Annotated in this window: 10 protein-coding genes; 3 read left to right on the forward strand and 7 right to left on the reverse strand. The window is 71.9% G+C overall.

The window, feature by feature from the left end:
- Positions 1-25 precede the first annotated feature (25 nt).
- Together ACH4G3_RS11300 and ACH4G3_RS11305 are read right to left on the reverse strand one after the other, a co-directional pair.
- On the reverse strand, positions 26-733 hold the full coding sequence (locus ACH4G3_RS11300) for a TIGR03943 family putative permease subunit (RefSeq protein ID WP_397624220.1): 708 nt from the start codon (positions 731-733) through the stop codon (positions 26-28).
- Entirely contained in the window at positions 730-1,857 is a 1,128-nt protein-coding gene (locus ACH4G3_RS11305) for a permease (protein WP_397624221.1), read from the reverse strand. The genes ACH4G3_RS11300 and ACH4G3_RS11305 overlap by 4 nt, the downstream gene beginning before the upstream one ends.
- A gap of 143 nt (positions 1,858-2,000) precedes the next feature.
- On the opposite strand from ACH4G3_RS11305, the gene ACH4G3_RS11310 reads away from it, so the two are divergent.
- Positions 2,001-3,899, forward strand: a complete 1,899-nt coding sequence (locus ACH4G3_RS11310; RefSeq protein WP_397624222.1) for an NAD-binding protein — start codon at positions 2,001-2,003, stop codon at positions 3,897-3,899.
- A 208-nt stretch (positions 3,900-4,107) separates the two neighbouring features.
- Here the strand turns inward: ACH4G3_RS11310 and ACH4G3_RS11315 are convergent, their stop codons facing one another.
- On the reverse strand, positions 4,108-5,961 hold the full coding sequence (locus ACH4G3_RS11315) for a S9 family peptidase (protein ID WP_397624224.1): 1,854 nt from the start codon (positions 5,959-5,961) through the stop codon (positions 4,108-4,110).
- 103 nt (positions 5,962-6,064) lie between these two features.
- Here ACH4G3_RS11315 and ACH4G3_RS11320 point away from each other — a divergent pair, with 103 nt between their 5' ends.
- Together ACH4G3_RS11320 and ACH4G3_RS11325 are read left to right on the forward strand one after the other, a co-directional pair.
- A complete protein-coding gene (locus tag ACH4G3_RS11320) occupies positions 6,065-6,889 on the forward strand; it encodes a class I SAM-dependent methyltransferase (RefSeq protein WP_397624225.1) in 825 nt (274 codons plus the stop codon).
- 50 nt (positions 6,890-6,939) lie between these two features.
- Entirely contained in the window at positions 6,940-7,734 is a 795-nt protein-coding gene (locus ACH4G3_RS11325; protein ID WP_397624226.1) for an SURF1 family protein, read from the forward strand.
- Positions 7,735-7,802: 68 nt separating this feature from the next.
- Here the strand turns inward: ACH4G3_RS11325 and ACH4G3_RS11330 are convergent, their stop codons facing one another.
- The 4 genes from ACH4G3_RS11330 to ACH4G3_RS11345 form a co-directional block, all read right to left on the reverse strand.
- Complete coding sequence (locus ACH4G3_RS11330; RefSeq protein ID WP_397624753.1) at positions 7,803-8,840, reverse strand: hypothetical protein; 1,038 nt, start codon at positions 8,838-8,840, stop codon at positions 7,803-7,805.
- Positions 8,841-8,956: 116 nt separating this feature from the next.
- Complete coding sequence (locus ACH4G3_RS11335; protein ID WP_010032008.1) at positions 8,957-9,532, reverse strand: SigE family RNA polymerase sigma factor; 576 nt, start codon at positions 9,530-9,532, stop codon at positions 8,957-8,959.
- Between the two features lie 560 nt (positions 9,533-10,092).
- Positions 10,093-11,178, reverse strand: a complete 1,086-nt coding sequence (locus ACH4G3_RS11340) for an aspartate-semialdehyde dehydrogenase (protein ID WP_397624227.1) — start codon at positions 11,176-11,178, stop codon at positions 10,093-10,095.
- Complete coding sequence (locus tag ACH4G3_RS11345) at positions 11,178-12,455, reverse strand: aspartate kinase (protein WP_397624228.1); 1,278 nt, start codon at positions 12,453-12,455, stop codon at positions 11,178-11,180. Before ACH4G3_RS11345 ends, ACH4G3_RS11340 begins: the two co-directional genes overlap by 1 nt.
- Between the last annotated feature and the right edge of the window lie 232 nt (positions 12,456-12,687).

Here is a 12,687-nt window from a genome sequence, read left to right on the forward strand (position 1 = left end):
CGTGGTGACAGCCGGTACGCGGGGCTCAGGTGTTCCACGTCTCGTCGTACGGGTCGGCCGGTGCCGGTACGGGTCTGGCGCTGGTGACTTGGAGGTACGGGATCGGGCCGTCGTTGACGGGGTCCTTGGTCCGGCGGGGTGTGTACCGGCCGGTGATCTCCAGCCAGGTGTCCGGGCTCAGGACCGGCGGGATGTCGCCGGTCAGGGCGATCTTGACCGGCTGGGCGTCCGCCGCGCAGCAGTTGAGGCCCATGCGGACCAGGTAGGGGGTGCCCGACCGGTCCAGGGTGACGAAGCCGGTGATCTTGAGGTCGCGGTCGCGGAGGGAGCGGCCGTTGTCGTAGACCGCTCGGCCCGCGTAGTCGGCCACGCCGAGGCGGAGGGGTTCGCCGGCGGGGAGGTCCGGGAAGCCGAAGGGCTTCGTCAGGGCCGTGCCCGTGTGGGCCGCGCTGTAGGAGCCGAGGGCCGGCGGGGAGACCAGGATCAGGGCGAGGACAGGGAGGGTGAGGAGCCAGGCGATACGGGGCTCGTGGTGGTGGTGCTGTTGCCCGCGTGCGCGGCGGCGTTCGTACCAGAGCGTCGCCATCGCCGTCGCGATCAGCACCACGCCCGCCAGCAGCACCAGCGGGCGCAGGCCCGCCTTGACGTATCGCAGGTAGAGGTCGGTCAGTCCGGCGTGCAGGAGTGTCGCGCCGAGCAGGAAGAGGAGGGCCGTCTGGGCCAGGCGGTTCACAGCAGGACCGTTCCGGTCAGGGCCGACACGACGACGGCCAGGGCGAACGTCGCGGGGGCGAAGCGCAGGGCGAAGGCCCGGCCGAAGGTGCCCGCCTGCATCGCGAAGAGCTTCAGGTCGATCATCGGCCCCACGACCAGGAACGTCAGACGGGCCGTCAGCGAGAACTGGGTCAGGGACGCCGCCACGAACGCGTCCGCCTCCGAGCAGATGGACAGCAGGACGGCGAGCACCGCGAGGGCCAGCACCGAGAACACCGGATTCCCGGCCGCCGCGCGCAGCCACTCCTCCGGCACCACCGCCTTCAGTGTCGCCGCGGCCATCGCACCGACCACCAGGAAACCGCCCGCGTGCGTCACGTCGTGGCGCACCGAACCCCAGAAGGCCGCTCCCTTGCCCTGGCCTTCGTACGTGGGTCTGTCCGGCGGACGCAGCCAGTCCGCGCGGCCCACGCGGTGCCAGAGCCAGCCCATCGCGCAGGCCACCAGCAGGCTCGCGACGAATCGGGCCAGGACCATCTCCGGGTTGCCGGGGAAGGCCACGGCCGTCGCCGTCAGCACGATCGGGTTGATGGCGGGCGCCGAGAGGAGGAACGCCAGCGCCGCCGCCGGTGTGACCCCGCGGCGGACCAGCGCCCCGGCCACCGGCACCGACGCGCACTCGCATCCCGGCAGCACCGCGCCCGCCACGCCCGCGACCGGGACGGCCAGGGCCGGGCGCTTCGGCATGGCCCGGGCGAAGAAGGACGGCGGCACGAACACCGCGATCGCCGCCGACAGCAGCACGCCGAGTACCAGGAACGGCAGCGCCTGGACCATGACCGCGACGAACACCGTCATCCAGCTCTGCATCACCGGTGCGGACAGGGCCCCGCGGATCGGGCCCTGGAGCATCACCGCCGTAAGCAGGAGGAGAGTGAGCAGGAGGGGGGAGTTGAGGTGGCGGGCCTCGTCCGGGCTGGGGTGGTGGGCCTCGTCGGGGCTGGGGTGGCGGGCCTCGTCCGGGCCCGGGCCCTTGTCGGCGACCGGTTCGGTGGTCTCGTGTCCGACCTTCTCGTCGGTCTCCTGCGGGGCGGGATTCGTGGTGGCCACGGGCCCGGTACCTCCGGTCGTGCGCACGGGCATTGCCTCCCCTTCTGTACGGCCGGGCCACGCCGGGCGTTCAGCCACCGCTGTTCCCTTCTGGAACCGGCCGTCCCGGTGAGGCAGTCTTCTCCCTTGTGGGGAGCGTTCCGAACCAAGGTCTGCCAGGTGATCCGGCCACGCACATGATCGTGTGCGGGGACGACGGGCTCGCGCACCGGCTGGCCGCCGAACTGCGCGGGGTGTACGGCGAACAGGTCACGCTCGTGGTGCCGCCCTCCGGGCGCCGGGTGCGGCAGCCGGTGGTCGGACGGGCCCGGGCCGCCTCGGCGGCCCTGCTCGACCGGGTCAGTGCGGCCGTCAACCGGACGGGCACGGGTGGCGCCGAACCGGCCGCGAACGAGCAGATCGTGGAGGCCCCCGAGGTCACCGAGGCCGTACTCACCGACGTCGGCGCCGACCGGGCGGCCGCCCTGGCGCTCGTGTACGACGACGACGAGACCAACATCCGCGCCGCGCTCACCGCCCGCCGGCTCAACCCCCGCATCAGGCTCGTACTGCGGCTGTACAACAGGCGGTTGGGCCAGCACATCGAGGAACTGCTCGACCAGACGGCGGCGGTGGCCTCCGGCACGGGGCCCGGCACGGCAGGAGGACTGGACGCGTCGACGACCGTGCTGTCCGACGCCGACACGGCCGCTCCCGCGCTGGCCGCCACCGCCCTCGTCGGCACCAGCAAGGTCGTCCAGACCGAAGGGCTCGTCCTGCGTGCCGTGGAGCGGCAGCCGCCGCGGCCGGGCGAGGTGGCCGACCCCGGCCTGTGCACGCTGGCGCTGCTGTCCGCGACCAGCAACGACCCGGCCGGGGCGGACGGTTCCGAGGGCAGTGGGGAACAGGGGCCGCAACTGCTGCCGGACGAGACGGCGGTGGCGTCGGCGACCGGGCGCGGGACCGTCGTCCTGGAGCAGGTGTCGTACTCCGGGCCGTCCCTGCCGACCGGGCGGGGCGGTGTGCCGCCGTTCGCCTCGCTGTTCTCACGCCGGCTGCGGTGGTCGCTGGCCGGGCTGGTGGGGTGTGTGCTCGCGCTCGCCGTCGCGCTGATGTTCGTGACCGGGGAGCATCCGCTGTACGCCACGTACGTCACGCTCCTGGACCTGTTCGGCATCAACGATCCCGCGTACCACAAGTCGACCGGACGGCAGGTCCTGCAACTGCTGTCCGGGCTGGTCGGGTTGCTGCTGCTGCCGGTGCTGCTGGCCGCGGTGCTGGAGGCACTGGGCACGTTCCGCAGCGCGTCGGCGCTGCGGAAGCCGCCGCGGGGGCTCGGCGGACATGTGGTGCTGCTCGGGCTCGGCAAGATCGGCACGCGGGTGCTGACGCGGCTGCGGGAGCTGCACATCCCCGTGGTGTGCGTCGAGTCCGATCCGGAGGCCAGGGGGATGGCCACGGCGCGGCGGCTGCGGGTGCCGGTGGTGCTCGGGGACGTCACGCAGGAGGGGGTGCTGGAGGCCGCGAAGATCCATCGGGCGCATGCGTTGCTCGCGTTGACGAGTGCGGATACGACGAATCTGGAGGCCGCGCTGTACGCGCGGTCCGTGCGGCCCGATCTGCGGGTCGTGCTGCGGCTGTACGACGACGACTTCGCCACCGCGGTGTACCGGACGTTGCGGGCCGCGCATCCCTTGGCCCTCACGCGGAGCCGGAGTGTGTCCCATCTGGCCGCGCCCGCGTTCGCCGGGGCGATGATGGGGCGGCAGATCCTGGGGGCGATTCCGGTCGAGCGGCGGGTGTTGCTGTTCGCGGAGGTGGATGTGGCCGGGCATCCGCAGTTGGAGGGGCGGACGGTGGGGCAGGCGTTCCGGGCGGGGGCCTGGCGGGTGCTGGCGCTCAACACGGCACCTCCTGGGGGGCGGCGGGGCGAGGGTGAGGGTCCGGAGGAGGAAGGGGCGCCGGCTTCGGGGCTGGTGTGGGATCTGCCTCCTACGTATGTGCTGGGGGCGGATGATCGGGTGGTGCTGGCGGCTACGCGGCGGGGGTTGGCGGAGTTGCTGGGGCGGAGGCGGCGGGAGCGGGCGGGGGCGTAACGCCGAGCGATGGGGTTCACTGCTCGGCGTCACGAGGTCCGCGGCGTCGGGGTCGATGCGCCGGGGTGCGTACCACGGCGGTGTACGAGGTGCTCGGCGTCGGAGCTAAGGCCGGGGCGTTGCGCAACCCGGCGCAGCGGGGTGCCGCCCGCGCCCACCCGTGCCGCCCCAGGCGGCACGACTGCCCGCGGGCCAGCGGGTCAGCGGGCTAGTGCTTCAGGTGCCTCTCCGCGAACTCCAGTTCCAGCCTCACCTGCTTGATCCGTTCGTCCACCACCAGTGAGCCGTGCCCGGCGTCGTAGCGGTACACCTCGTGGACCGCGCCCCTGGCCTCCAGGCGCTTGACGTAGTTCTCGATCTGGCGGATCGGGCAGCGCGGGTCGTTGACGCCGGCCGAGATGTAGACCGGGGCCTTGACCCGGTCGACGTAGGTGAGGGGGGAGGAGGCCTCGAAGCGGTCGGGGACCTCTTCGGGGGTGCCGCCGAGGAGTGTGCGGTCCATCGCCTTCAGCGCTTCCATCTCGTCGTGGTACGCCGTGACGTAGTCGGCGACGGGTACCGCCGCGATGCCCAGGGCCCACGCGTCGGGCTGGACGCCGAGGCCGAGGAGGGTGAGGTAGCCGCCCCAGGAACCGCCGGTCAGGATGAGGCGGTCGGGGTCCGCGAGGCCTGAGGTGACGGCCCATTCGCGGACCGCGGCGATGTCCTCCAGTTCGATGAGGCCCACGCGGTGCTTCAGGGCGTCCGTCCAGGCACGGCCGTAGCCCGTGGAGCCGCGGTAGTTGACACGGATCACCGCATAGCCGTGGTCGACCCACGCCGCCGGGCCCGCCGCGAAGGAGTCGCTGTCGTGCCAGGTCGGGCCGCCGTGGATGTCGAAGACCGTGGGGAGCGGGCCGGTGCTGCCCTTGGGCTTCTGGACGAGTGCGTGGATGCGGCCGCCGGGGCCCTCCACCCACACGTCCTCCACCGGCACCGAGCCGGGCGACTTCATGCCGGGCGGGTCGAGCACGACACCGCCGGACGTGGAGCGGAGGGCCGACGGCTCGGCGGCCGAGGACCACAGGTACTCCACGCTGCCGTCGGGCCGGGCCGTGGCGCCGGACACCGTGCCGGGCGGGGTCGGGATCTCGGTCAGGGCGCGGCTCGCCAGGTCGTAGCGGAACAGCTCGCTGCGGGCCTCGAAGCTGTGCGCGATGAGCAGGCCGGTGCCGTCCGGGTACCACTCGGCGCTGACGTCGCCCGGCAGCTCCAGCGCCAGGTCGGTCTCCTCGCCGGAGGCGACGTCCCAGACCAGGGGCTCCCAGCGGCCCCGGCGCTGGTGGCCGATGAGGAGGCGGGTGTCGCCGTCGACGGGAGCGAAGCCGAGGACCTCCAGGCCGAGCTCGCGCGTACCGCCCTCGGTGTCGTCGAGGTCGGCGACCGGAGTGCCGTCGGTACGCAGGACGCGCAGGGCGGAGTGCATGGCGTCGCCGTGCTCGGTGTGCTCGATGGCGATGAGCGAGCCGTCGTGGGAGAGATCGCCGACGCCTGCGGACTCGCGATGGCGGTAGATCTCCACCGGGTCCTCGCCGGTGCGGACGAGGTGGATCGTCGTGCCGTCCTCGTCGGTCGAGCGGCCGATGACCGCCGTACGCCCGTCACGGCCGAGGGCGAGGCCCGCCGGGTAGGAGGCGTCCAGGCCCACGGCGGCGAGCTCGTCCGCGCCGCCCGTGAAGGGCTGGCGGCGCCAGACGCCGAACTCGTCGCCGTCCTTGTCGTCGAACCACCAGATCCAGGCGCCGTCCGGTGACAGCACACCGTCCGTCGTGCCGTTCGGCCGGTCCGTCACCTGGCGCTGCTCGCCCGTCTCGCGGTCCCAGGCGTACAGCTCGTACGTCCCCGTCGCGTTCGACACGAACAGGGAGCGGTCCGGCGCGTCCTCCGCCCAGTCGGGCAGGGACACCCGGGGCGCCCGGAAGCGCTTCTCCCAGTCCGGCATCCGCTCCTGCCGTGCCGCCCGTACCTCTTGCTCCTGCTGGTCCCGCTGATCCCGCGCGTCGGATCCGTTGCTCTCAGTCATGGCCCCATACTGCCCGCCCGCACCGACAATTCGCTGGCGAGGTCCTCAGCCTGTGGATAACCTCCACCGGTCCCCCTTCCGAGCAGGTCAGGAGACACCTCCCATGTACTCCCCCACCCCGGCCGACTGGCAAGAGGCCAACCGCGCCCACTGGGACGAGCGTGTCCCGCTGCACGCCGCGGGCGATTTCTACGACCTCGAATCCTTCCGCGCCGGCCAGGACCCCTTGCGCGACTTCGAACTCGCCGAGGTCGGCGACGTCTCCGGCCGCTCGCTGCTGCACCTCCAGTGCCATATCGGCCTCGACACCCTGTCCTGGGCCCGGCACGGCGCCGACCGCGTCGTCGGCCTCGACTTCTCCGAACCGGCGGTCGGCATCGCCCGCGACCTCGCGCGCGATCTCGGCCTCGGCCAGGACCGGGCCGCCTTCGTCGCGGCGGACGTGTACGACGCGGCCACCGCGGTTCCGGACGCGTCGTACGACATCGTCTACACCGGCGTCGGCGCACTGTGCTGGCTGCCCGACATCGGGCGCTGGGCCGAGACGGCGGCCTCGCTGGTGGCGCCCGGCGGGTTCCTCTACCTGTCCGAGTTCCACCCGCTCACCGACGTCCTCGACGACGAGACCGGCTCCCGGATCACGTACGACTACTTCGCCCGTGACGCCTGGATCGAGGAGAGTCCGGGGTCGTACGCGGCGGAGGACACCGAGTTCGTCCACAACCGGCGCGTGGAGTGGCAGCACCCGGTCGGCGAGGTCGTCTCGGCGCTGGCGGCGGCCGGGCTGCGCATCGAGTTCCTGCACGAGCACGACGTCTCGCTGTTCCGGCGGTTCGGGTGCTTCGAGCGGCGGGACGGCTACTTCCGCTATCCGGCGGACCGGCCTCGGGTCCCGCTGATGTACTCGGTCCGGGCCCGCAAGGACTGACGGCCGACCCCGCGGGCCGGGTCCGCCCGGCTGCCCCGTACCGTAAGGGTGTGTACCGGTTTCTGCTGACGCCCCGATGGTGGGGGATCAACGTCTTCGTGCTGTTGTCCATCCCCTTCTGCATCTTCATGGGGTCCTGGCAGCTGGGCCGGTTCGAGGACCGCGTGCAGGACCACCGCACGGCGACCGAGCAGGTCGCCGAGGCGCGGCACGAGGCACCCCGCCCGCTCGGCGAGATGCTGCCGGTGACCAAGGCGACGTCCGGCAAGCAGGTCACCGCGACCGGCCGCTACGGCAAGCAGCTGCTGGTGCCCGGCCGGGAGCTCGACGGCAAGCAGGGCTTCTACGTCCTGACGCTGCTGCGCACCGACTCGGGCGAGGCGCTGCCGGTGGTGCGTGGCTGGCTGCCCGGGGCCGCCGACGCGGCGAAGGCGCCCGCCGTGCCCACGGGTGAGATCACGGTCACCGGGGCGCTCCAGGCGTCCGAGACGCCGGGTGACAACGGCGTCAGCGCGCAGGGCGGTCTGCCGTCCGGGCAGACCGGGGCGATCAGCGCGGCGTCTTTGGTGAACCTGGTGCCGTACGACGTGTACGACGCGTGGGTCACGCTGGCGAAGGGTGACTCGGGGATGAAGGCGGTGCCGGCGAGTGCGCCGCCGGACACGGGGCTGGATCTGAAGGCGTTCCAGAACCTCGGTTACACCGCCGAGTGGTTCGCCTTCGTGGGGTTCGTGATCTTCATGTGGTTCCGGTTGCTGCGGCGTGAGGTGGAGTTCGCGCGGGATGCGGAGCTGGGGTTGGTGGCGGAGGAGGAGCCCGTCGCCGCGGACGTCGGCGCCAAGTGAGGCGGCGTCGCCGCTGAGGGCGGGTGGGTCCGCCGCCCGCAGCTCAGCAGGCGGGCGGGCGGCGGCGGTTACGACGCCGCCAGTACGCCCGTCCAGTAGACCGTGCCGGCGCACGCGTTGGACACCGTCACCGAGGTCGCGCCCGAGCCGGTCGCCGGGGTGTACGTCACCGCCACGCTGCCGTCTACCGTGCCGTCCTCCGTGGCCAGCTGCGGGGCCGTGCCCGTGTCGCCGCCGGTGGAGGTGCCGCCCGTGGTGCCGCTGTCCGGCGTCGGCGTGGGGTCGGGAGTGGGGTCGGGGTCCGGGTCACCGCCGGGGGTGGGGCAGGTCTCCGTGGGGACCCATGCGAACTTCACATCGTAGGCGGCGCCCGGCGCGAGCACCAGCTGGGCGGCCTCCAGGGACGGGTCGGGCAGCCCGGCCGCCGCGTCCCCGGCCGTGTGCCGGGCCGCACCGATCTTGGTGGCGTCGGCCGAACCCTGCGCAAGCGCGCTCACGTCGCCGGGGCCGGTGACCGTACAGCTCGCCGCGGAGACGTTGGTGACACGGAAGGAGCCGTAGACCGCGCCGGTGGAGTCGGGGGCGACGCTGCTGCCGGAGGCGGGGCCGAGCTGGGCGGCGGTGCACGCCGGGATGCCGGCGGCGGTGGTGGCGGACGGGCCGGCCCCCTGGGACGCGCCGGTCGAGGCGCCGCCGGTGGCCTTGCCTTCCTTTTCCTTCTCCTTCTTGTCGCCCTTGCCCTTGCCCTCGGTCTTGCCGGGGGAGCTGCCCACGGTGCTCTCGCCGCCGTCCGGGCCCTTGCCCTGGCTCGAGCCGCCCTGCGTCTCGGAGGCATGGCCGATGGCCGATGGGTTGGCGTCGGAGCCGGTGGAGTTGGAGACGTGCACCAGGGCTGGGACGGCCGTGCCGATGAACAGCGCGGCGGCGGCCATGCCGACGACGGCCTGCCGCTTGCGGGCCCGGCGCTGGGGCACCGCCTTCCGCAGATAGTCCAGGGTGCCGTCGCGCGGCTCCACCTCCTGCACCACCTGGTGCAGCATCGTGCGCAGGTCCAGCTCGTCCGAGTCGAACCCCTCGGGGCTCTGGTCGTCCAGGCCGTGGTTCACAGTTCCGTTCCCAGCGTGCGATTGCTTCGGATCTTGCCCGTGCAGCCTTGTCGGCTCGTGCCACTCGAAGGGTTCGTGCCGGTCGCGCCCGTCGCGGGGCACGCCGTTGCCGTCGCTCATGCCGGCGCCTCCATGGCCAGCCGGAGCGCCGCGATGCCGCGCGAGCCGTAGGCCTTGACCGAGCCCAGGGATATGCCGAGGGTCTCGGCGACCTGGGCCTCCGTCATGTCCGCGAAGTAGCGCAGCACCAGCACCTCGCGCTGGCGGCGCTGGAGGCCCTTCATCGCCTTGATGAGGGAGTCGCGCTCCAACTGGTCGTAGGCGCCTTCCTCGGCGCTCGCCATGTCGGGCATGGGCTTCGACAGCAGCTTGAGGCCCAGGATGCGGCGGCGCAGCGCGGAGCGCGACAGGTTGACGACCGTCTGCCGCAGGTACGCCAGGGTCTTCTCGGGGTCCCGGACGCGCTTGCGGGCCGAGTGGACACGGATGAAGGCCTCCTGGACGACGTCCTCGCAGGAGGCCGTGTCGTCGAGGAGGAGGGCGGCGAGACCGAGCAGCGAGCGGTAGTGCGCCCGGTAGGTCTCGGTGAGGTGGTCGACGGTGGTCCCGGCCGCGACACCGTCCTCGGCGCCGTCACGCTGGTTCGGGATGCGGGCCGGCCGCGCTGCGGGCACGGGCGCGATCACCGGCATGCCACCGGCGGTACCGGGCATGCGGGGTCGTAGAGCCGCCGGACGGGGCGGTCGGAGGACCGTGCCGCGTGCCGCGCTGAAGTCGAGTACCTCTGCCACGTCTGTTGGACACGCTCCCCCCCGTGAGGGTTGTACGTGCCGGGCATCACTTTCACGCCGACCTTGACCGTCGACGGTCTACCCGCGTCAGGCAGCGCAACCGGTGGTGCATCAAATGCCCTCATGCGTCCCGCTCTTCCCCTATGTCCATATGTGAACGGGCGTCCCCACGCCCGGCCCAGGCGTCCCCACGCCTGAATGCACGTCCCGCGGCCCGGAAGGGCGACCGCAAAGACGCTCCCCGCCCTCCGCGTGGTTGCGGAGGGCGGGGAGGTAAATCCTCGGATGCCGATGGGGTCCGGGACAAGTGGTCCGGACCATCGATCAGCTCACATGTCGTACACAGATCCTACAAACCGCCTATGACAGGCGGCGGGGAATCCGGCGTGGCGAAACTTCCCGAAACACGGCGGCCACCACACCGGCCCGTCGCGAAAGCCGACGACCACCCGTCCGGCACGTCAGGAAAGTTCGGCGGCCACCAGTTCGGCGATCTGTGCGGTGTTGAGCGCGGAGCCCTTGCGCAGGTTGTCCCCGCAGACGAACAGTTCGAGCGCCGTCGGGTCGTCCAGCGCCCGCCGCACCCGGCCGACCCACGTCGGGTCGGTGCCGACCACGTCGGCGGGGGTCGGGAACTCCCCCGCGGCCGGGTTGTCGAACAGCACGACCCCGGGCGCCGTCGCGAGGATCTCGCGGGCCTTGTCGACGGTGACCTCGCCCTCGAAGCGGGCGTGCACGGTCAGCGAGTGCGTGGTGATCACCGGCACGCGCACGCAGGTGACGGCCACGGGCAGGGCGGGCAGCCCGAGGATCTTGCGGGACTCGTCCCGGACCTTCAGCTCCTCCGACGACCAGCCGTCCTCGCGCGGCGATCCGGCCCACGGCACCACGTTCAGCGCGACCGGCTCCGGGAACGGCCCGGTGCCGTCCCCCACGGCCCGCCGCACGTCACCGGGGCTGGTCCCCAGCTCCGTGCCGGCGACCAGGGACAACTGCTGCCGCAGCGTCGCCACGCCCGCGCGGCCGGCGCCGCTGACCGCCTGGTACGAGGAGACCACCAGTTCGCGCAGCCCGAACTCGGCGTGCAGCGCGCCCAGGGCCACGATCATGGAGAGCGTCGTGCAGCTGGGGTTGGCGATGATCCCGCGCGGGCGCATCCGCACGGCGTGCGGGTTGACCTCGGGCACCACGAGGGGCACCTCCGGGTCCATCCGGAACGTGCCGGAGTCGTCGACCACCACCGCGCCCTTGGCGGCGGCCAGGGGCGCCCACCGCTCGGCGACCTCGTCGGGGACGTCGAACATGGCGACGTCGACCCCGTCGAAGGCCTCCTCGGTGAGCGCCACGACCTCGGTCTCCTCGCCGCGCACGGCCAGCTTGCGGCCGGCCGAGCGCGGAGAGGCGATCAGTCGGATCTCGCCCCAGATGTCCGCCCGCTGGGACAGAATCTGGAGCATGACCGTGCCGACGGCCCCGGTCGCTCCCACGACGGCGAGCGTCGGCCGTCCGGACCGGCCGGGCCCGTCGGCCCGTCGGAGGTCGGCCATCAGCGGCCGGTGCCTCCGTAGACGACGGCCTCGTCGCTGTCGGAGTCGAGCCCGAACGCGGTGTGCACGGCACGGACGGCCTCGGGGACGTCGTCGGCGCGCGTGACGACCGAGATACGGATCTCGGAGGTCGAGATCAGCTCGATGTTCACACCGGCGTCGGACAGCGCCTTGAAGAAGTCGGCCGTGACACCCGGGTTGGTCTTCATCCCGGCGCCGACGAGGGAGATCTTGCCGATCTGGTCGTCGTAGCGCAGGGAGTCGAAGCCGATGGTGGCCTTGTTCTTCTCCAGGGCGTCGATGGCCTTGCGGCCCTCGGCCTTGGGGAGCGTGAAGGAGATGTCCGTCAGACCCGTGGAGGCGGCGGACACGTTCTGCACGATCATGTCGATGTTGATCTCGGCGTCCGAGATCGTCCGGAAGATCGCGGCCGCCTCGCCCGGCTTGTCCGGCACGCCGACGACCGTGACCTTGGCCTCGGAGGTGTCGTGCGCGACACCGGAGATGATGGCCTGCTCCACCTGCTTGTCCCCTTGCGTAATCGGCTCACTGCTGACCCACGTGCCCTGAAGTCCGCTGAAGCTGGACCGGACGTGGATCGGGATGTCGTACCGGCGGGCGTACTCCACGCAGCGGTGGAGCAGCACCTTCGACCCGGATGCCGCCAGCTCGAGCATGTCCTCGAGGGAGATCCAGTCGATCTTCCGGGCCTTCTTCACCACGCGCGGGTCGGCGGTGAACACGCCGTCGACGTCGGTGTAGATCTCGCACACGTCGGCGTCGAGGGCGGCGGCGAGGGCCACCGCGGTGGTGTCGGAGCCGCCGCGGCCGAGGGTGGTGATGTCCTTGGTGTCCTGGCTGACGCCCTGGAAACCCGCCACGATCGCGATGTTGCCCTCGTCCACCGAGGTCTTGATCCGGCCCGGCGTGACGTCGATGATCCGGGCTTTGTTGTGGACCGAGTCGGTGATGACACCTGCCTGGCTGCCGGTGAACGACTGGGCCTCGTGGCCCAGCTTTTTGATCGCCATGGCCAGCAGGGCCATGGAGATCCGCTCTCCGGCGGTCAGCAGCATGTCGAGCTCGCGCCCGGCAGGCATCGGGGAAACCTGCTCGGCGAGATCGATCAGCTCGTCCGTCGTGTCGCCCATCGCGGAAACGACGGCAACCACCTGGTTGCCGTTCTGCTTCGCTTCCACGATCCGCTTGGCGACGCGCTTGATGCCCTCGGCATCGGCTACGGAGGAGCCTCCGTACTTCTGCACGACAAGGCCCACGTGCGCTCCTCGCTCAATCCGTCTCTATCCGCTCATACGCATTCGTACTGCGGTCGGCTCAGTCTAACGAGCGTCCGAAAATCCCTTCCGCGATATCGCATGGTGAGACTTCCCGGGGTACTCGTTCAGATCTGCTCATGCCCATCCGGGCACAGGCCACGCGAGAAAGTGCCCGGCGTCACAATTGCACGCGCCCGCTCCCGGTGGCTCAACTTTCAAGCACTAGGGTTCG

Origin of the sequence: Streptomyces afghaniensis (assembly GCF_044327915.1) — a bacterium.
GTDB classification, from domain to species: domain Bacteria; phylum Actinomycetota; class Actinomycetes; order Streptomycetales; family Streptomycetaceae; genus Streptomyces; species Streptomyces afghaniensis.